Genomic DNA, 19,981 nt, shown 5'->3' with positions numbered 1-19,981 from the left:
ACGGTGTAGCGGTCCAGCGCTGTGCACAGGAAAGAGAAATTCGATGAGAGCACGATGGGGTGGTATTCGCCTCGCCGCCGTCGCGACGGCCGCAGGAATCCTGGTGTCGATGTCGGCCCAGCTCACCGCCGCCGCCGACACGTCCGGTATCCGGATCGAGCCGGTGCCCGCGCTCACGCTGCCGCCCGAACTCGACGAATTCTATGCTCCACCTGCGGGAATCGTCGCCGCGGCGGCACCCGGACAGGTGCTGCGGGTGCGGGCGATCGCGCCCGCGTTCTTCGGTATCGCGCACCTGAACGTGGATGCCTGGCAGCTGCTGTACCGCACCACCAACAGCTTCGGCGAGGCCATCGCCACCGTGACGACGGTGCTGAAACCGCGGGGCGCGCGTCCCGACGGTGGGCGGAAATTGCTGTCGTATCAGATCGCCGAAGATAGCGCCGCGCAGTATTGCGCCCCGTCCTATGTCATTCAAGCCGGATCGATTCCGGCCGATTACGTGAACGCGGCGGAAGTTCTCATCCCCATCGCCGCGGGCATCGGCCAGGGCTGGACCGTCGCACTGCCCGATTACGAAGGTCCGAATTCCTCGTACGGCACCTCGAAGCTCAACGCGCAGACCACGCTCGACGGTATTCGCGCGGTACAGAGTTTCGAGCCCGCGCAACTGTCGGGGGTGGAAACCCCAACGGCGCTGTGGGGATATTCGGGTGGCACCGTGCCCAGTTCGTTCGCCGCGGAGATCGCCCAGGATTACGCGCCGGAGCTCAATATCGTGGGCATCGCGGCAGGTGGCGTCGCGGCCGCGGACTACGCGGAAGCCTTGCGGCACAACAATCGCGGCCTCTACACCGGGCTGCTGACCGGTGTCTTGGCTGGGATGGCCAACGAGTACCCGGAGTTCCGTCAGCTGATCCGCGAGAATGTAGACCCGCTCGGCCAGTTGCTGATCGGCAGCAAATACATTCTCTGTCATCCCATGGGCACCGCCATCGTGCCCTTCTACGACTTCTTCGCCGCATTCCGCGGTGGCGACCCACTGAGTCACCCTGTGGTGCAAAGGATCATCGCCGAGAACTCACTCGGACAGCGCACCCCGTCCGCCCCGGTGTACATCTACCATGCCCAAAACGACGAGATCCTGCCCGGCGCAGGCGTCGACCGCCTGGTGAACAAGTACTGCGCGGAGGGCGCTCCCAGCGTCACCTACGTCCGAGAACTCCTGGCAGAACACATCTCCGGCGTCCTGACCCATCTCCCGGGCGCGTTCCACTGGCTCCGTGACCGCCTCAACGGCGTCCCCGCCGAACCGGGCTGCGCGATCACCAGCCCCACCACCATCGTCACCGATCCCGAATTCAGTCAGGGCCTCAGCGAGCTGGTCCCGACCGCCCTCCAGGCCATCGTCGGCCAGGCTATCGGGGCCAACCGATAGCAGTGCGCTAAGAGCACTCCGCGCAAGCGACGGAGTGGATATCGGAGATCACCCGTCCGCATGCCGGGCACACCTCGTTCAGCATGCAGGCGGGCTCGCCGGATCCCTCGGCTATGTTGCGGGAGAGCGGGGCCGTTTCGCCCGCGTGTCTGCCCGCCGGCTGGTCACGTTGTGGGTCGCGGCTGGTCACTGGTCCTGATCGCCGGCGGGGCCGCTCGGGGTGGCGCCGCCCTCGTCGGCCCAGTCGCTGCGGTCGTCGGAGCCCTTGGCCGGGTCGCTCTGCACGTCGTCGTCGGCCTTGTCGGTGCCGTTGCCGGTGTCGGTGGTCTTCGGCTCTGGATTGCTCATTCCGGCGAACTACCCCGCGGATCGATCGGGAAACCGGCCGATCTACTGGAGATAGCCCTCGACCTGGCCGACCGTGTTGATCTGCGCGTCGTCGGGGGAGCCGCCCGCATCGATCCGGGCCCGGCGGTGCCGGAGCAGATCCCAGCACTGGTCGAGCAAAACCTCCAGCTCAGCCAACTGCTTCCGCTCGGTCACCGGGTCGACCTCGTGGGCCGCCGCCTTGGCGCGCAGCTCGTGCTCCGCGTCGACCAGTTGCTTGATTCGAGCCAGGACATCCTGTTCGGTCATGCCGACCATGCTATGCCCGCTCGCGGGGTTGCCGGCGGGACCACACACGTGTTGCTGACCTCACCCGCGCGTCGCAGCGGTATCGGGTCACGTACCGGCGTGTGCTGCCGCCGCGACGCGAGCAAGGCAATCGGCGGCGATCGGGACAGCGGTGCTGAGGTCAGCCATCGGGAGTGCCGCGTAGCCGAGGATGATGCCGAAAGTGTGTCGACCGAGGGCGGGTGGCAGATGACTTCTGTTGGGGGAGAACGGCATCCGGGGGTACGGGTCGTCCTGGGCGGCCAAGTGGTGGCGCGCGAGGCCATCGAGGGCGACGCCATGGGCGCGGCCTTCGGCGACGGCGCGATCCTCTGCGGCGGCTGAGGGCAGCGGCACCACCACGTGCGACCCCGCATCGTCGCCGAGGACTTCCAGACCGCGGCGGCGCAGCGCGCTGACCAGGAGTTCCCGGCGGGGAGGAAGGGTGCGGCGCAGGCGGCGCAGATGCCGGGCCAGGTCGCCGTGCCGCGCGAGTTCGGTGAAGACGTGCTGTCCGGCCGGGCTCGGGCCCGACCCCGTGCGTTCCCGATAGATGAGTACGGAGTTCACGACGGCGGGCGCGGCGACGAGCCAGCCGACACCGAGTGCCGGGGAGAGGATCTTGCTGGTGGTGCCCAAGTGGATCACCACATCCGGCGCCATCGCGGCCAAAAGCGGCAAAGGTGCGGTGTCGTAACGCAATTCGCCGTCGTAGTCATCCTCGATGATGGGTATGCCGGTGCGGCGGGCGAATTCGACGAGCTCCACCCGGCGGCCTGCGGGCATCCGCGCGCCGAGTGGAAATTGGTGCGCCGGAGTGCAATACACCGCCTGGACCCCGTCCGGAATCAGGTCGACCCGCAGTCCGTCGGCGTCGCAGGGCGCCGGATGCACCGATATCCCCGCAGCGAGGAAGGCGCCCATCGCGCGCTGATATCCGGGATCCTCCATCGCGACCACATCGCCGGGCCGCAGTGCGGCATTCGCGAATTCGCTGACCGCCGAGCTGGTTCCGGCCGTGGACAGCACCATCGTGTCGCCGCCGGCCTGCAATCCGCGATGCCGCAGCAGGTGTTCGACAACGGCATCCCGGTACTCCGGTTCACCCGCCCGGTCCTTGCGGGCCACAGCGGAGTAGTCCGCCGCTGCCCGCCAGGCCCGCCGCCACGCACTCTGATCCAGGGCTTCGATGCACGGAGCCCCGGGGAACAGGTCGAGCAGCTCGGCGGCCTCGCCCGGACCGGCCACCGGCGCGGGCCGGGCGGGCGTCGCGGCGGGCGCGGTCGTCAGATAGGTCCCCGACCCCGGCTTGCCGATCAGCCACCCCTCGGCATGCAGCTGGTCGTAGGCGGCGGCCACCACCGTCCGGCTCACCCCGAGCTGCTGCGCGAGCGCCCGCGACGAGGGCAGCCGATCGTCGGCCCGCAGCACACCGCTGGTCGCCGCCTCCCGTAAACCGTCGGCGACCTGCACCGACAAAGGGTCCGCGGCATCCCGGTCGAGCACGAGAGGTAGTTCCTCCAGCACCGGCTGCCTCCTAATTGGCCTTCTGCAATTCCTGCAAATTGGCTATTCACCAATGCCACTTCTTCTCGCAAGCTTGTCATATGAGCACGACAGCCAGCACCCGGACGCCCCTCTCGCCGACCCCGCGCAGCACCGTGACCCGCCTCAAGGATCGCGCCCGCACCGACCGGGCCGACCTGGATGCCGTCCTGGACGCGGGCCTCGTCTGCCACCTCGGCGTCGTCCTCGGCGGCAGCCCCGTCGTCCTGCCGACCGTCTACGGCCGCGACGGCAACACCATCTACCTGCACGGCTCGACCGGCGCCGGCAACATGCGCGCCGCCCTCGCGGGTGACATCTCCCTGGCCGTCACCCATGTCGACGGTTTGGTCTACGCCCGCTCCGCCATGCACTTCTCGATGAACTACCGCTCCGCCGTCGTCCGCGGCCGCGCGGTCGAGGTCACCGACCCCGGCGAACGCCTGCGCGCCCTGCGGGTGATCGTCGAACACGCCGCCCCCGGCTCCTGGGACCGCGTCCGCCAACCCTCCAGGAAGGAATTGGCCGCCACCATCGTCCTCGCCCTCGACCTCACCGAAGCCTCCGTCAAAATCCGCACCGGCGGCCCCGGCGACGACCAAGCCGACATCACCAACGGCGGTGTCTGGGCGGGCGTCCTTCCCCTGCAACAAGTCTGGGGCACCCCGATCGACTCACCCGACCTCGAGCCCGGAATCGAAACCCCTACAACGGTTCTGAACCGCGTCTCGGACGCGCAAACCTCCGTCCCCGTGTAAGCCCACGCGGATCCCGTCGCCTTCGAGCGCCTGCTGAAGGGCACCACAGGCTTTGGCTATTCGATCTGACGCGGAGGGCTTCAGAATCCCGGAGATGACCAGTGCGACAACGGAATGCGCACGGTATCGGCAAAGGCGTCGATGAGTTCGCCGAGAGCAGAGGCCGACCCGATTGCTGGGTCCAGGGAGACCAGGGACAGGGTGTAGTAATCGCCGATTCGGCACAGGTAGCCGGACAGGCGGGTGCGCGGAAGGTGTTGCAGTCCTGGGTGGATGGCGCGAGCGGCGACGCCGGTGCATTTGTGGGGGCCGAGGGTGTCGAGGGTGGCGGGGAGGGGGCCGATGTTGGAGCAGAGGATGTCTCGTTCGCCGGCGCCCCTGGTGAGGGTGTGGGCCCAGCGGTCGGGGATTACCTGGAGGATTTCCTCGGGCATGCCGCCGGGGCTGGACATGCGGTGTTCGTAAGCTGCCCGGGCCTTTTCGCGGATCGTTGCCGGGTTGTCGGTGCGGGTGATGCTGATCGAGGTCATGGCGAGATCGTTGTCGGCCCGGGGTTCGTCGCGGGTGTCGACGGGCAGACTCGCTTCGAGCTCGTCGCGCGGAAACCCGCTGTTCCACAGCAGGTTTGCGACCAGCCAGATGAAGAGGCTGTTCGCGGTGCCGCCTTGTTCGGCCGCGATCCGGTCCCATTCGCTGGTGGGACATCGCAGGATCGCGCTGCGGGGGTCGGCGGTAAGTGTGCGACCTGGATCGAGGGTGGCGGACCGCTCCGGGATACCGCGGCGCAGTGCGCGAGCGGTGCCCCGGATGACGATCGACCACTGGCGTCGCGCATCCAGCCAGTCCGAGCCGCGGCTTGGGGAATCCACCGTTGCTTCCGGGCTCGCGAGGGCGGCGTCCGCCGCGTGCACCAGTCCCCGTCCGTCGGCAAGCGCATGCGAACAGGTCAGGGACACCACCGTTCCGCCGTCGTCGAGCGGCACCGCCGACAATCGCCAGCCGGGCCCGAACTCCGGATCGAGGTCGTCCCCCTGAGCGTCGGCCCAATTCAGCAGCCCGGCAACGGGAATCGGGCTGGACGCGTAGTCCAGGGGATGCGCGCGGCGGGTCGATTGCCAGGCGCGTCGTGCGCCCGGCACCCGCGCCCGAATTACCCTGCGCCCCAGCTGTCCTGCGCTGAGCGCGCGGTGGACCTGTTCGAGCATCGTCGGTTCGACACGATCCGCCGTCCGCCACAACCCCTGCAGCGCAATGGGAGTTCCGAGGCCGCGATGGGTGCGGAGGAAGATCTCGTCGACGACGCTGAGGCGATCCATCAGGGGCGCGGAGCCCCGTGTCGTCCTTCGCCCCCGGCGAACCGCGCCGCTCCCTCCAGCGCGCCGTCCATAAGGGCCTTCAGCCCGTGCTGGAATTCGTTGCGCAGCGCGGCTTCCTCGTCGAGACCGTCCTGTTCCAGCATCGACATGCGGTCCGAGCGCAGACACGTCTGGGGGAGCACGGCGAGCTCTGCGGCGAGTTGTTCGGCCGCCCGGCGCGCTTCACCGGCGGGCACCACCCGGTTCACCAGGCCCATCTGCAAGGCCTCCGGCGCACCGACGGCGCGGCCGGTGAGCACCATGTCCATGGCGCGCCCGTGGCCGATGATGCGGGGCAGGCGGATGGTGCCGCCGTCGATCAACGGCACACCCCAGCGGCGGCAGAACACGCCGAAGGTGCTGTCCTGATCGGCAACTCGCAGGTCGCACCACAGCGCGAGCTCCAGCCCGCCCGCGACCGCATACCCGGAAACGGCGGCGATCACCGGCTTGGACAACTTCATCCGGGTCGGCCCCATCGGCCCGTCGCCGTCCTCGGCAGCGTGGTTGGAGCGTTCGGAGCCCAGCGCTTTCAGATCCGCGCCCGCGCAGAAAGTGCCGCCCTCGCCCCACAGCACCGCGACGGCCGCGCCGGGGTCGGCGTCGAAGGCGCGGAACGCCTCGGCCAGCGCCGCGGCCGTCGGCCCGTCGACCGCGTTGCGCGCCTCGGGCCGGTGCAGGATCACCGTGGTCACCGGTCCGTTGTGTTCGACTCGCACACTCATTACTGCCAACCTTTCGCCACACTGCGTTCCCCCGACCCTACGACCTGACGCGCCTTGTGTGAAGAAGTGAATCCATGTTTCACTTCTTGCGTGGTGTACCGCAGAACCCCGGCCATGCAGGCCAGACTCGACGCGCAGGCCGCACTCATCGTGCAGGCCGCGACCCGGGTGCTGTCGCGGGACGGGTTCGCGGGGCTGTCCATGGCGGCGGTCGCGAACGAGGCCGGGGTGGCGACCGGCACCGTCTACAAGCACTACGAAGGCAAGACCGAACTGGTGACCGCGGTGTTTCGCCGGGTGGTCGCCCACGAGGTCGAAGCGGTGCGTGCGGCGGCGTCGGTGGGCAGTGCGACCGAACGGGTCGCCACCGCGGTGGAAACCTTCGCCGGCCGGGCATTGAAGAACCCGAAACTCGCCTACGTGCTGCTCGTCGAACCGGTCGACGCCGTGGTCGATATCGAGCGCCTGCACTTCCGCCGCGCCTTCGCCGAAGCCTTCGAATTCGCTGTCACCGAAGGTGTCTCGCGGGGCGAGCTGCCGCCGCAGGACGCCCGCACCAGCGCCGCCGCCCTGGTCGGTGCGATCGGTGAGGTGTTGGTCGGTCCGCTGGCCCACGCCCCGCACGGCGAATCCATTGTCCCAGAACTCGTCTCATTCGCGATGCGCGCCCTCGGCGCAACCCGGTAGGAGCTGTCGATGCCGACACATGAAGTCTTCAACCAAGTTCCCGACATCACCCCGTTCGACGTGTCGCGGAACCCGGCGCTGCTGGCGGGTCTGCACCGGGAGGGTGCGGGCTGGGCCGAGCCGGAGGTGCGCGAACTCGGCGTGCGCGCGGGCTCGGCCGAGGTCCAGGAGTGGGGCCGGCTGGCCAACGAGTACCCGCCGGTGCTGCGCACCCACGACCGCTACGGTCACCGCATCGACGAGGTCGAGTTCCATCCGGCCTGGCACGACCTGATGAATGTTGCTGTCGCCCATGGCCTGCACGGCTCCCCGTGGATCGACGACCGGCCGGGCGCGCACGTCGCCCGGGCGGCGAAGTTCTACACCTGGGGCGCTGCGGAGGCCGGGCACATGTGCCCGATCTCGATGACCTACGCCATTGTTCCGGCGCTGCGCCACAATCCGGAGCTCGCCGCGAAGTTCGAGCCGCTACTCGCCTCGCGCACATACGATTTCGGCCTGCGCGAACCCTCCACAAAGGCCGGGCTCATCGCGGGTATGTCGATGACGGAGAAGCAGGGCGGCTCCGACGTCCGCGCCAACACCACCACCGCCACACCGCAGCCCGACGGCAGCTACCGCCTCGTCGGCCACAAGTGGTTCACCTCCGCGCCCATGTCCGACATGTTCCTCACCCTGGCGCAGGCGCCGGGCGGCCTGTCCTGCTTCCTGTTGCCCCGCGTGCTGCCCGACGGCACGCGCAATCCCATTCGTATCCAACGGCTCAAGGACAAGCTGGGCAACAAGTCCAACGCCTCCTCGGAGATCGAATACGAGAACGCCACCGGCTGGCTGGTCGGCGCGGAGGGCGCGGGCGTGAAGACCATTATCGAGATGGTGAACATGACCCGCCTGGACTGTGTGATCGGCTCGGCGACCGGCATGCGCACCGGCGCGGTGCTGGCCGTGCACCACGCCCGGCACCGGGAAGTGTTCGGCACCAAGCTGATCGACCAGCCCGCCATGCGCAATGTGCTGGCCGACTTGGTGATCGAATCCGACGCCGCCACCACGGTGATGATGCGACTGGCCGGCGCCACCGACCGCGCCGGCACCGATCCCGCCGAGGCGGCGCTGCGCCGAATCGCCTTGGCGGTCACCAAGTACTGGGTCTGCAAGCGCGCTCCGGCGCACGCGGCCGAGGCGCTGGAATGCTTCGGCGGCAACGGATATGCCGAGGAATCCGGCATGCCGCGCCTCTATCGCGAGGCTCCGCTCATGTCGATCTGGGAAGGGTCCGGCAATGTCGCGGCCCTGGATGCCTTGCGCGCCATGGGGCGGCAGCCGGAATCGGTCGAGGCGTACTTCAATGAGGTCACCCTCGCCAAGGGCGCGAATCCGCACCTCGACGACGGGATCGCCCGGCTCGGCAAGGAACTGTCCGATCTCTCCGACATCGAGTACCGCGCGCGCCGGGTCGTGGAACTCATGGCGCTGGTTCTGCAAGGCGCGCAACTCGTCCGGCACGGCCACTCCGCTGTCGCCGACGCTTTCTGCGCTTCGCGCCTGGGTGGTGACTGGGGTATCGCGTTCGGCACCTTGCCGTCCGGCGTCGACACCGCGTCCATTCTCGAACGGGCCTACGTCGCCTAGGTGAGTTGCGGGGCGGCAATCAGTTCGTTACCTTCGGTTGGCTAAGGACCTAGGCAAGCCGTCGCGACCCGGAGGACGACAGAGCTCGATGTGTGCGGACAGTGGTGAATTAGCTGGGGATTCTTCGCATTTCGGACATTCTGTCGGCAGGGTGGGAGCGCTGTTGTGAGCCGCCACGGGAAAGGTCGGCGCACCCGCGGCAACGGCCCGCATCCGGAGTGGTTCGACGAATGGGAGCGATCCTCCAGCTACCAGCCGTATTCGGGCAGGCGCGGTGCCCATCGGATGCCGCCGCCACCGCATGGGCTGCGCGGCCGGGCGGTGGCCGTCGCGATGGCGGCGGGCGCTGTCGTCTCGGCCGGTCATCTCTGGCGTGACCTCGAAAAGCCCGCCGACACAGTGCAATACCAGGCAATGGGTCAGCCCCGTGTGGTCGAGCCCAGCGCCGAACCGCAGCTGCTCGACGAAGCGACCCCGACCGAGCTCGGCCAGTTCAGCGAGGTCCTGCACAACGGTGAGAAATTCGCCGAGCATCTGCGGGCCGAACACGACGCCGCCCTGCGTCCGCTGTTCACGAAGTTCACCACCGGCGTCTTCTCCTCCGGCTACGGCCAGCGCTGGGGCGTGCTGCACGCCGGCGTCGACGTGGCCGCCCCCATCGGCACGCCCATCTTCGCGGTCGAGGACGGCACCGTCATCAGCGCGGGCCCGGCGGACGGCTTCGGCATGTGGGTCCGGGTGCTCGGCGACGACGGCACGGTCACCGTCTACGGCCACATCAATACCGCGCTGGTCACCGTCGGCCAGCAAGTCGTCGCGGGCGACGAAATCGCGACGGTCGGCAATCGCGGCGAATCCACGGGCCCGCACTGCCATTTCGAGGTCTGGCTGCACGGCACCGAGCGCATCGACCCGCTTCCGTGGCTGGCCACCCGCGGCATCGGACTCGGGCCGGAACGTGACTGAGCCCGCCCGTGATCCAGCGCACCCGGTGATCCGGCGCACGGTTTCCACGCTGGTCGTGCCCTAGCGGTCTACCGTCGGGTTATGGCTAGTACAACGACGTACACGCAGTTCATCGCCCTGCCGACCGAGGCCGTATGGGACGTGGTGGGGGAGCTCGGACGTTGGCCGGAGTGGAATCCGGGTGTCGTTTCGGTCCGACTGGACGGACCGGTCGCGGTCGGAACCACGGGCGCTTACCTGCCGCGCGGACGGGCCAACGAGCTGGTCCACGGGCGGTTCGCGAAGCCGTTCACGATCACCGCCGTGACACCGGGCCGGTCGTTGACCCTGGAGCAGCCGGAACCCGTTGGGACGATGCGGATCACCTGGACGGTGATCCCCTGCGACGGCGGTGCCGAAATCGCGCAGGAGCTGACCTTCAGTGGCCCCTCCGCACTGGCAGCTCGGGCGGTAGTCGGTACCTTGCTGGAGCGCGACGCGCGGGTGTGCTTCGCCCGCTTGGCGCAGCTGGCCGGTCTCGCGCCCGCGGAAAGCGGGCTGACCACCGTAATCGCCGGTGGCACCGGCGCATTGGGCAAGCAGATCGCCGCCGACCTGACCTGCCGGGGCCATCGCGCGGTCATCCTTACCCGTCGGCGTGACGCCGGACTGCCGTTCGAGCAAGTGGAGTGGGACGGTCGCACACTCGGTGATTGGGTTGCCGCACTGCGCAATCCGGGCCCCACGGCCCTGATCAACCTCGCGGGCAAGCTCGTCGACTGTCGTCCGACCGAGCGCAATATCGCCGAACTCCGCAGCAGCCGAGTCGATTCCACCGCAGCCCTGGTGGCCGCCGTGGCGACCCTCCCGAAAGGGATCGACTACTGGCTCCAGGCCAGCACCACCGCAATCTGGTCGGACGCAGGCGAAACCCGCTGCACCGAAACAACTCCGCTGCCGGTCGGCCTGCCACAGATGACGGGCGTAGCCGAACCGTGGGAGCGGGCCTTCGAAGGCGCGAATGCCGAACACTGGACCATCTTGCGCACCTCCATCGTGCTCGACCCCCAAGCCCCGGCCCTGAAACGCCTCGCCCAACTCACCAGAGCCGGACTCGGCGGCCGCGTCGGCAGCGGCGAACAATGGTTCAGCTGGATCCACGTCGAAGACTGGCTGACCATCGTCCGCGCCACCATCGGCCTCGACCCGGACCTCACCCTCCCGAACGGAATCCTGGTCGCCGCCACCGATTTCCCGGTCCGCAACCGCGACCTGATGGCCACCCTGCGCAGGCAACTGCACCGCCCACCGGCCCCACCCACCCCGGCCGCCGTGCTCGCCCTCGGCGCGGTCCTGCTGCGTAGCGACGCAGCCCTCGGACTGACCGGCCGCCACGCCACCTCACAGGTTCTCCGCGAGGCAGGCTTCACCTACAAGTTCCCAACCCTCGACGAGGCATTGACGGACCTCTTGCCGCGCTGAGCAGATCCCACCTGCCGCGACGGTTCAGAGCTTCTCCAGCGGGCTGTGCTGCGGAATGAGGCGGACCTTGCCCGCCTCACCGAAGTCGATGAGGACAGTCGCCAGGGGCCCGGCACCGTCGGCGGACACGACCCGGCCCAGGCCGTACTTGTCGTGGGTGACCCGATCGCCCACGGCGAGAACAAGATTCTTGTTGCCGCGCGGGGAGCCGCCACCGGGAGCCGGGCGGCGGGGGCCTCGGCTCTGGACGCCCGGACGGTTGGTATCCGGCGACCAGCCGTCGCCGCGAGTCCAGTCCCGTTCCAGGCCGTCGTCGTCGCCGCGGCGGCGGAAACCACGGGTGGACGGTGAGGGCGCGGGTTCCAGCCGCCGCCAATCCATCAGGTGGCCCGGGATCTCCTGCAGGAAGCGGGATTCCGGATTCTGCGAGGGCTGACCCCAGGCCGAGCGGATGATCGCGCGGCTCAGGTACAGGCGCTGCCGGGCGCGGGTGATGCCGACGTAGGCGAGGCGGCGTTCCTCCGCGAGCTCGGCGGGATCACCGAGCGCGCGCATGTGCGGGAACTGTCCGTCCTCCCAGCCGGTCACGAAAACGACAGGGAATTCGAGGCCTTTGGCGGTGTGCAGGGTCATCATGGTGACCACGCCGGTGCCCTCGTCGGGGATCTGATCGGTATCGGCGACGAGCGAGACCCGCTCCAGGAACGCGGCCAGCGAACCCGGCTCCGGTTCCCCCTCGCCGGCCTCGGGCAGCATGCCCTCGGCACGGGCGGCCTCGGCGTTGTTGTGCGCCTCGGAGCTGAATTCCCGCGCTACGGACACCAATTCGTTCAGGTTGTCGAGCCGCGCACCGTCCTGCGGATCGTCGGAGGCTTCCAGCTCGGCGCGGTACCCGGTGCGATCCAGCACCGCTTCGACCACATTGCCCACATCCGGGAAGTCCGAATCCGCCTGCACGCCCGCGGCCCGGATCTCCGCCAGCAGCTCCACGAACCCGGCGATGGCCCGCTGCGCCCGGGTGTTCAGCAGCGCCACCTTGCCGTCGGCTGCATCACGCAAGGCCGCGGCGAATCCGATGTCGCGCTGCTCGGCGTGCACCGCCACACAGGCTTCGGCGCGGTCGCCGATGCCGCGCCGCGGGGTGTTCAGGATGCGGCGCAAACTCACCGCGTCGTCCGGGTTCTCCAGCACGCGCAGATAGGCGACGATGTCGCGGACCTCTTTGCGCTCGTAGAACCGGACGCCGCCGACCACCTTGTACGGCAGGCCCATCCGGATGAAGATCTCTTCCAGCGCCCGCGAATTGTTGTTGGTGCGGTAGAACACCGCCACATCGCTGTAGTTCGCGTCGCCCTGGTCCACCAGGCGGTCGATTTCTCGGGCCACGAACGAGGCCTCGTCGTGTTCGTTGTCGGCGACGTAGCCGACGATCAGATCGCCCTCGCCGGAATCGGTCCACAGCTTCTTGTCGCGCCGGTTCTCGTTGCGCGAGATGACCGCGTTGGCGGCCGACAGGATGTGCTGGGTGGAGCGGTAGTTCTGTTCCAGCAGAATGGTTTCCGCATCGGGGAAGTCGCGTTCGAATTCCTCGATATTGCGGATGGTGGCGCCGCGGAAGGCATAGATGGACTGGTCCGCGTCACCGACGACGCACAGTTCGCTGGGCGGTACCGCGTCGTCGCGGCGCACCGGCTCGAAATCCGGGTCGGCGGCCGCCGCGCCCGCGTCGATATCGTCGAGTTCCGGACGGCGGTGGTGGCCGACCAGCTCGCGCACCAGCACGTACTGCGCGTGGTTGGTGTCCTGGTACTCATCGACCAGCACATGGCGGAACCGGCGCCGGTAGTACTCGGCGACCTGCGGATGTTTCTGCAGCAGCGCGACCGTCTCGCCGATCAGGTCGTCGAAGTCGAGCGCGTTCGCCGCGCGCAGCCGGCGCTGATATTCGGTGTAGACCCGCGCCACCAGACGCGGCAATTCTCCGCTGTCGTCGGTTTCCGCGTCGGCGCCGGCCTGCGCCGGATCGATCAGTTCGTTCTTCAAGTTGGAAATGGCGGTGGCGAGCAGTCGCGCCGAGTATTTCTTCGTGTCGATGTCGAAGTCGCGGCTGATCATGGTGAGCAACCGCCGCGAATCATCGGCGTCGTAAATGGAGAAATTCGAATTCAAGCCGGGCAGCAGCGCGGCCTGCATCCGCAGGATGCGCACACAACTGGAATGGAATGTCGACACCCACATGTTGTTGGCGCGCGGACCGACCAGACCGATGACCCGCTCGCGCATCTCCGCGGCGGCCTTGTTGGTGAAGGTGATGGCCAGGATCTGGCCGGGGGTGGCGCCCCGCGCGCCGAGCAGATAGGCGATGCGCCGGGTGAGGACGGCAGTCTTCCCGGAGCCCGCGCCCGCCACGATCAGCAGTGGCGCACCGGTGTGCACCACCGCGGCGCGCTGCTGCGGATTGAGACCTTCCAGCAGGCCTTCGGCCTCCTCGGTGCGGCGCTGTTCCCGCTCGACTCGGCGCTGCTCCTGCTCGTCGGCCCGGCGCTGCGCTTGCGCGGCGAGCGAACCCGGCGCGCCCGGGCCCGCGGCCCCGGTAGGACCGGTATCGACCTGCGCGTTCGGGGGAGCGTCGGAGTGCCGGTTCCGTCCGGCCTGAGTCTGAGGAGCCACCGTGATGTCCATTGCCCATCCACGCTACCGGCGGGCACCGACAAGGCAGAAGCCCCGGTCGTCTCCGAGGTCAGATTCGCAAATAGAAGTGTTTTGCATTGCATCTGACCCGTGGCAGACTGGCGACATGATCTGCGTACCGCGTCCCTGCCGCACCGGCTATCCGCCGGGTATCGCCGCCGGACGCGATTCGAGTAGCTGAGCGCACTTTCCGGGGGGACGATGGAAGACCGTAAGGTCTAATCACGGGTGAAAGAACCGGAGCGGACGGTAACAGCCCGCGCGCGCCAGCCGATCCATGTTCTGACACGAGGAGATGAATGATGAGCACCCCTGCCACGACGCACGGCTCCGATGCGGCGCTGCCGCAGACCGAGGCTGAGATCGATAAGCTCCGCAAGGAGATCGACCAGCTCGATGCCGAGATCCTGGCTGCCATCAAGCGCCGTACCGAAGTCTCGCGCATCATCGGCCGCACTCGGATGGCCTCGGGTGGCCCGCGACTGGTGCACAGCCGCGAAATGAAGGTGCTGGAACGCTTCAGCGAGCTCGGCCAGGAAGGCCACACCCTCGCCATGCTGCTGCTGCGCCTCGGCCGCGGCCGCCTCGGCCACTGAGCACTACCCCTTAGGCCACCAGGCCTCGAAACTTCGCGGTGTCTGCAGGACGACCGTTTCCCAAGGCCGCCCCGGGTGTTCATGCACCCCGGGGCGGTCGTTTTCGTTCTCAGGTCAGGGCGATGTACTTCGTCGAGAGGTACTCCTCGATGCCCTCGGTACCGCCCTCGCGGCCGAAGCCGGAGGCCTTGACACCGCCGAAGGGGGCGGCGGGGTCGGAGATGACGCCGCGGTTGACGCCGACCATGCCGGACTCCAAGCCCTCCGCGATGCGCAGGGCGCGGTCCAAGTCGCGGGTGTAAACGTAAGAGACCAGGCCGAATTCGGTGTCGTTGGCGGCGTCGAGGCCCTCGCGTTCGGTGTCGAAACCGATGATCGGGGCGACGGGGCCGAAGACCTCCTCGCGCAGGATGCGGGCGTGCGCGGGGACCTCGGTGAGGATGGTGGCCGGGTAGAACCAGCCCGGGCCGCCCGGGGCCTTGCCGCCGAGGCGGACCTGGGCGCCCGCCGAGACGGCGTCCTCGACGAGTTCGGTGACCGTGTTCAGCTGCTCCTCGTTGATCAGCGGGCCGAGGGTGGTCTGCGGGTCGCTGCCGGGGCCCAGCCGCACCTCGCTCGACATCGCCGCCACCAGCTTGGTGGTGAATTCCTCGAGCACGCCGTTCTGGACGTGGAAGCGGTTGGCCGCGGTGCACGCCTCGCCGCCGTTGCGCAGCTTGGCCAGCATCGCGCCCTGCACGGCCGCGTCGATGTCGGCATCGTCGAACACCACGAACGGCGCGTTGCCGCCGAGTTCCATAGAGGTACGCAGCAACCCGTTCGCGGCCTGCTGTACGAGCTTCTTACCGACTTCGGTAGACCCGGTGAAGGTGAGCTTGCGCAGGCGCGGATCGTCGAGCAGCGGCTGCGTGACGGCACTGGAACGGCTGGTGGTGACCACCGACAGCACACCGTCCGGCAGTCCGGCCTCGCTGCAGAGCTTGGCCAGCGCCAGCATCGTCAGCGGCGTCGCCGAGGCGGGCTTGACGATCATGGTGCAACCGGCCGCCAGCGCGGGCCCGATCTTGCGGGTGCCCATGGCCAGCGGGAAGTTCCACGGCGTGATGGCCAGGCACGGCCCGACCGGCTGCTTGTGCACCATGATCCGGCCGGTGCCGGACGGGGCGTGCAGGAAGCGCCCGTGCACCCGCACCGCCTCCTCGGCGAACCACCGGAAGAACTCCGCGCCGTAGCGCACCTCGTTGCGGCTCTCGGGCAGCGCCTTGCCCATTTCCAAGGTCATCAGCAGCGCGAATTCCTCGGCCCGGGCGGTGAGCTGCTCGAAGACGGCGCGCAGGATCTCGCCGCGCTCCCGGGCCGGGGTCGCGGCCCAGTCGGCCTGCGCGGCGGCGGCCGCGTCGAGGGCGCGCACCGCGTCCTCCGGGGTGCCGTCGGCGACCCGGGTCAGCACGTCCCCGGTGGCCGGATCGTGCACCTCGAAGGTGCCCCCGCCGGTGGCATCGACGGGGCCGCCGATCCACAGCTGCGTCGGTACGGATTGCAGAAGTTCGCTCTTCGATACCATGCGCCCCAGCCTAGGCGGCGGCGGCTTCCTGGAGCCGTCGAAACCGACGCGGATTGTGCCGCAGCACATCCCCGGGCCGTCGCGGGGGTGGTTCTCGTGCGCGACCGTGCGGCTGCCAGTAACCTCGGCATACGTGAGCAGCGACATCACCGCATCGGCGGCCTGGCGGAAACTGCACGATCACTACGACGCTGTCGCCGAGCGACACCTCAGGGAGCTCTTCGCCGACGACCCGGCGCGCGGCCGTGAGCTGACCGTCGAGGTCGGCGACCTGCACATCGACTACAGCAAGCACCGGATCACCCGGGAAACCCTGCACCTGCTGGTGCAATTGGCCGCCGAAGCCGGTGTCGCGCAGCGCCGCGACGCGATGTATCACGGCGAGCACATCAACACCTCCGAGGACCGCGCCGTCGGACACGTCGCGCTGCGGCTGCCCGCGGGCGCGCCGGTGACCATCGACGGCGCCGACGCGGACGCCGAGGTGCACGAAGTCCTGCGCCGCATGGGCGAATTCACCGATGCGCTGCGTTCCGGCGAGTGGCGCGGCGCGACCGGTGAGCGCATCTCCACCGTCGTGAACATCGGCATCGGCGGCTCGGACCTCGGGCCGGACATGGTGCACAAGGCGCTGCGGCACTACGCCGACGCCGGCATCGACGCCCGGTTCGTCTCGAATGTCGACCCCGCCGACCTGGTCGCCAAGCTCAACGGCCTGGACCCGGCGAAAACCCTGTTCATCGTTGCCTCCAAGACGTTTTCGACGCTGGAGACGCTGACCAACGCGACCGCCGCCCGGCGCTGGCTGGTGGCCGCGCACGGCGAGGACGCGGTCGCCAAACACTTCGTCGCGGTCTCCACCAACGCCGAACGGGTCGCGGAATTCGGCATCGACACCGCCAACATGTTCGGCTTCTGGGACTGGGTCGGCGGCCGCTACTCGGTCGATTCCGCGATCGGCCTCTCGGTCATGGCCACCATCGGCAAGGAACGCTTCGCCGAGTTCCTGGCCGGAATGCACGCGGTGGACGAGCATTTCGCGACCGCGCCGCTGGAGCGGAACGCGCCGGTGCTGCTGGGCCTGCTCGGTGTCTGGTACTCGAACTTCTTCGGCGCGGAATCGCGTGCGGTGCTGCCGTATTCGAACGACCTGGCCCGCTTCCCGGCCTACCTGCAGCAGCTCACCATGGAATCCAACGGCAAGTCGGTGCGCGCCGACGGCACCCCCGTCACCACCTCCACCGGCGAGATCTTCTGGGGCGAACCGGGCACCAACGGCCAGCACGCCTTCTACCAGCTGCTGCACCAGGGCACCCGGCTGATCCCGGCCGACTTCATCGGGTTCGCCCGCCCCACCGACGATCTGCCCACCCGCGACGGCACCGGCAGCATGCACGACATCCTGATGAGCAACCTGTTCGCCCAGACCAAGGTGCTCGCCTTCGGCAAGACCGCCGAAGAGATCGCCGCCGAGGGCACCGGCCCGGACGTGGTGCCGCACAAGGTGATGCCGGGCAACCGGCCCAGCACCACCATCCTCGCGCCGCAGCTCACCCCGTCGGTGGTGGGCCAGCTCATCGCCCTCTACGAGCACCAGGTCTTCGTCGAAGGCACCATCTGGGGCATCGACAGCTTCGACCAGTGGGGCGTGGAACTCGGCAAGCAGCAGGCCCTTGCGCTGGGGCCGCTGCTCACCTCGGCGGATGAGCCTGCCTCCCAGGGTGATTCCTCCACCGACGCACTGATCGGCTGGTACCGGGACCACCGCTAGGCCCTATTCGAGGTAGTACCGCCCCTGATGGCCGCGCAGCACCAGATCCGCGCGGCCACGGGTGCCGGCGATTCGGTCGGCGTTGCGAAAGTCGCTGTCGTGCACCTTCATTCGTGCGGCGCCGACGGTCCGTCCGCCGCGAATATGGCGGCGCAGCAGTCTCTTCTCCAGCAGCCGACGGTCGGCGTCGAGATACCAGCACTCGTCGAGCAACTTCCGCACCGCCGACCATTCCTGACCTTCGTCATCGTCGAACAGCAGATAGTTGCCCTCGGTGATGACGATGCGCTGGTCGGCGAAAACGATGCCGCCGGGCGTGGGTTCGTCCACTCTGCGATCGAATGTCGGCCAGGGCACCGGCGCCCCGAGCGGTGCGTCTCTCAAGCGGCGCAGGTTCTCCACGAATCCCGCGGCATCGAAGGTATCCGGCTCACCTTTGCGCGTCAGCTTGCCCGCCGCGCGCAGTTCGGCATTGTTCAGGTGATATCCGTCCATCGGCGCGATCTCCGCGACCAGCCCGCTCTCACGTGCGTTGATGGCATCTCGCAAACCTGCCGCGAACGTCGACTTCCCGGCTCCGGGCGGCCCCGCGACACCGAGTAGGTACCGGCTCGACCCCGCAGCCGCAAGTACCCGCTCCGCAAGTTCGCCCCACGACATCGCCGTCATCCCGGCAACGGTACCCGGGCCACCGCGAAATCAGTTGTTGCGACGGTGATTCAGAGCACTTGCGTCAATCGCGCTGGACACCGAGGCCGATGCCCCGGGTGGCCAGCCACGGCACCGGGTCGACCTTGTCGACACCGTTGAGCCAGACCTCGAAGTGCACGTGCGGGCCGGTGGAGAAGCCGCGGTTGCCCATGGTGGCGATCTGATCGCCGGCCATGACGCGCTGGCCCTGGTACACCGTGGCGGTGTCGATGTGGCCGTAGATGGTGACGGTGCCGTCGTCGTGCAGCAGCCGCACCCACATGCCGAAGCCGGCGGCGGGGCCCGCTTCGATCACGGTGCCGTCGGCGACCGCGTAGATCGGGGTGCCGATGGGGCCCGCGACGTCGATGCCGAGATGCTGGACGCCCCAGCGGGCGCCGTAGCCGGAGGTGTAGTTACCGGCGGCGAACTTCGCGAACAGCGGCCGCAGTTTCGCGGCCTCGGCGGCGGCGAGCTCCTCGGCGTACTTGCGGCCCTTCTCCAGGATGTCGGAGAACTGGCCGAAGTTCGTGGGCGCGGAGACGTTGAGCACCTGCGGCGCGACGGGGGAGACGCCGGGCCCTTCCAAGCTGACCGACTGCGCGGCGATCTCGTGGATCTGACCCGAGGCCTCGTAATCGATGCTCTGCGAAGGTTGTTCGGGGGAGGCCATCGCGCACTGACCGGCGGCGACGACAGCGCCCGCGGCCACGGCGACGACAGCGGCGCGACCCTTGAGGGCGGCCGGCGGCGCGGGCATGCGGTGCGCGCCACCGCGGCGCGGCTTGTTCAGCGCGGGGATCTCGGTGGATTCGGGCGCCCACGCACCGGTGTTGTCCGGAGTCCAGTCGGCACCGGCGTCCGGCACCCATTCGTCGTCGGCGGCGGGGGCCCAGTTGTTCTCGGGCTCGGGGGTCCAGCCGTTGTCCGCGTTGTCGTTGGCCGCCCAGGCGCCACCGTCGGACCACGAATCCTGCTGGGCCCACTCGTTGTTCGTGGACCAGCCGTTGTTGTCGTAGCCGCCGTTGTCGTAGGCGGAGTAGTCGTCGTACTGCTGATGCGCGGGCTCGGCGGCGGCGGGGGCCGCGGCGGCGTACCGGCTGTTGGACGAGGGGAAGGACCGTCTGCCCGTATCGGCTACAGCGAGGGGTTCGTTGTCTTCGCGATAACGATGTCCCGAGCGAGCGCGATTTCCGGAAGCGAGGGTGGAGCGATGATTCATCGGAGATGCCACATCGTGAAGCGGGTTGACCTGGTGAGACGGGAAGGAACCGGCGCCCACAGGGAACGGCGAACCTGTGGAGTGCTGCTGTGCGTCAAGCTTGCCGTCCTCCTGGTTGTGACCGAGTTGTGACATCGACCGCAATGACGGTAACGAAACGATTGCAGGGTCCGCAAGCGTTGCGCCCGATCCTTACAAACATGTGAGATTGATCACGGTAGTGCCG

At 68.6% G+C, this 19,981-nt stretch carries 16 protein-coding genes and 1 pseudogene; 8 read left to right on the top strand and 9 right to left on the bottom strand.

Translation table 11 applies throughout. From position 1 onward, the window contains the following. The first annotated feature begins 43 nt into the window (after positions 1-43). Positions 44-1,438, top strand: a complete 1,395-nt coding sequence (locus IBX22_RS13680; protein ID WP_228538809.1) for a lipase family protein — start codon at positions 44-46, stop codon at positions 1,436-1,438. A gap of 186 nt (positions 1,439-1,624) precedes the next feature. Here IBX22_RS13680 and IBX22_RS13675 read toward each other — a convergent pair whose 3' ends face one another. The 3 genes from IBX22_RS13675 to IBX22_RS13665 all read right to left on the bottom strand — a co-directional run bounded on the left by IBX22_RS13675 (position 1,625) and on the right by IBX22_RS13665 (position 3,619). Next, positions 1,625-1,786: a hypothetical protein gene (locus tag IBX22_RS13675; protein WP_194815962.1), complete on the bottom strand. Its 162-nt coding sequence runs from the start codon at positions 1,784-1,786 to the stop codon at positions 1,625-1,627. Between the two features lie 42 nt (positions 1,787-1,828). Further along, on the bottom strand, positions 1,829-2,074 hold the full coding sequence (locus IBX22_RS13670; RefSeq protein ID WP_194815961.1) for a DUF2630 family protein: 246 nt from the start codon (positions 2,072-2,074) through the stop codon (positions 1,829-1,831). 87 nt (positions 2,075-2,161) lie between these two features. Then, a complete protein-coding gene (locus IBX22_RS13665; protein ID WP_194815960.1) occupies positions 2,162-3,619 on the bottom strand; it encodes a PLP-dependent aminotransferase family protein in 1,458 nt (485 codons plus the stop codon). 80 nt (positions 3,620-3,699) lie between these two features. Between IBX22_RS13665 and IBX22_RS13660 the strand changes: the two genes are divergently transcribed. Continuing rightward, positions 3,700-4,395 carry a pyridoxamine 5'-phosphate oxidase family protein gene (locus tag IBX22_RS13660; RefSeq protein WP_194815959.1) on the top strand — a complete coding sequence of 232 codons (696 nt, stop codon included), beginning with the start codon at positions 3,700-3,702 and terminating at the stop codon, positions 4,393-4,395. An 80-nt stretch (positions 4,396-4,475) separates the two neighbouring features. Here the strand turns inward: IBX22_RS13660 and IBX22_RS13655 are convergent, their stop codons facing one another. Together IBX22_RS13655 and IBX22_RS13650 are read right to left on the bottom strand one after the other, a co-directional pair. Further along, a complete protein-coding gene (locus IBX22_RS13655) occupies positions 4,476-5,711 on the bottom strand; it encodes a hypothetical protein (RefSeq protein ID WP_194815958.1) in 1,236 nt (411 codons plus the stop codon). Beyond that, positions 5,711-6,475, bottom strand: a complete 765-nt coding sequence (locus IBX22_RS13650) for a crotonase/enoyl-CoA hydratase family protein (protein WP_194815957.1) — start codon at positions 6,473-6,475, stop codon at positions 5,711-5,713. Before IBX22_RS13650 ends, IBX22_RS13655 begins: the two co-directional genes overlap by 1 nt. 90 nt (positions 6,476-6,565) lie before the next feature. On the opposite strand from IBX22_RS13650, the gene IBX22_RS13645 reads away from it, so the two are divergent. The 4 genes and pseudogenes from IBX22_RS13645 (at position 6,566) to IBX22_RS13630 (ending at position 11,221) form a co-directional block, all read left to right on the top strand. After that, a complete protein-coding gene (locus IBX22_RS13645; RefSeq protein WP_194815956.1) occupies positions 6,566-7,162 on the top strand; it encodes a TetR/AcrR family transcriptional regulator in 597 nt (198 codons plus the stop codon). A gap of 9 nt (positions 7,163-7,171) precedes the next feature. Next, positions 7,172-8,794: an acyl-CoA dehydrogenase family protein gene (locus IBX22_RS13640; RefSeq protein ID WP_194815955.1), complete on the top strand. Its 1,623-nt coding sequence runs from the start codon at positions 7,172-7,174 to the stop codon at positions 8,792-8,794. 273 nt (positions 8,795-9,067) lie between these two features. Next, positions 9,068-9,760, top strand: a pseudogene (locus tag IBX22_RS13635) (M23 family metallopeptidase); the annotation flags it as partial. A gap of 81 nt (positions 9,761-9,841) precedes the next feature. Beyond that, positions 9,842-11,221, top strand: coding sequence for a DUF1731 domain-containing protein (locus IBX22_RS13630; protein ID WP_194815954.1), 1,380 nt, complete (start codon positions 9,842-9,844; stop codon positions 11,219-11,221). 24 nt (positions 11,222-11,245) lie between these two features. Here IBX22_RS13630 and pcrA read toward each other — a convergent pair whose 3' ends face one another. After that, positions 11,246-13,903: a DNA helicase PcrA gene (gene pcrA, locus IBX22_RS13625; protein WP_194815953.1), complete on the bottom strand. Its 2,658-nt coding sequence runs from the start codon at positions 13,901-13,903 to the stop codon at positions 11,246-11,248. Between the two features lie 311 nt (positions 13,904-14,214). On the opposite strand from pcrA, the gene IBX22_RS13620 reads away from it, so the two are divergent. Then, a complete protein-coding gene (locus IBX22_RS13620) occupies positions 14,215-14,508 on the top strand; it encodes a chorismate mutase (protein ID WP_194815952.1) in 294 nt (97 codons plus the stop codon). Between the two features lie 109 nt (positions 14,509-14,617). On the opposite strand, the gene IBX22_RS13615 is transcribed toward IBX22_RS13620, so the two are convergent. After that, positions 14,618-16,072, bottom strand: coding sequence for an NAD-dependent succinate-semialdehyde dehydrogenase (locus IBX22_RS13615; RefSeq protein ID WP_194815951.1), 1,455 nt, complete (start codon positions 16,070-16,072; stop codon positions 14,618-14,620). 133 nt (positions 16,073-16,205) lie between these two features. Between IBX22_RS13615 and pgi the strand changes: the two genes are divergently transcribed. Continuing rightward, a complete protein-coding gene (pgi, locus tag IBX22_RS13610) occupies positions 16,206-17,843 on the top strand; it encodes a glucose-6-phosphate isomerase (protein ID WP_194815950.1) in 1,638 nt (545 codons plus the stop codon). Between the two features lie 3 nt (positions 17,844-17,846). On the opposite strand, the gene IBX22_RS13605 is transcribed toward pgi, so the two are convergent. Further along, on the bottom strand, positions 17,847-18,512 hold the full coding sequence (locus IBX22_RS13605) for a nucleoside/nucleotide kinase family protein (protein WP_194815949.1): 666 nt from the start codon (positions 18,510-18,512) through the stop codon (positions 17,847-17,849). A 64-nt stretch (positions 18,513-18,576) separates the two neighbouring features. Further along, positions 18,577-19,755, bottom strand: a complete 1,179-nt coding sequence (locus IBX22_RS13600) for a M23 family metallopeptidase (protein WP_194815948.1) — start codon at positions 19,753-19,755, stop codon at positions 18,577-18,579. Between the last annotated feature and the right edge of the window lie 226 nt (positions 19,756-19,981).

Origin of the sequence: Nocardia sp. XZ_19_385, assembly GCF_015355755.1 — a bacterium.
Classification (GTDB): domain Bacteria; phylum Actinomycetota; class Actinomycetes; order Mycobacteriales; family Mycobacteriaceae; genus Nocardia.
Note: the sequence above shows the minus strand (reverse complement) of the source record. Positions and strands in the feature narration are given on the sequence as shown.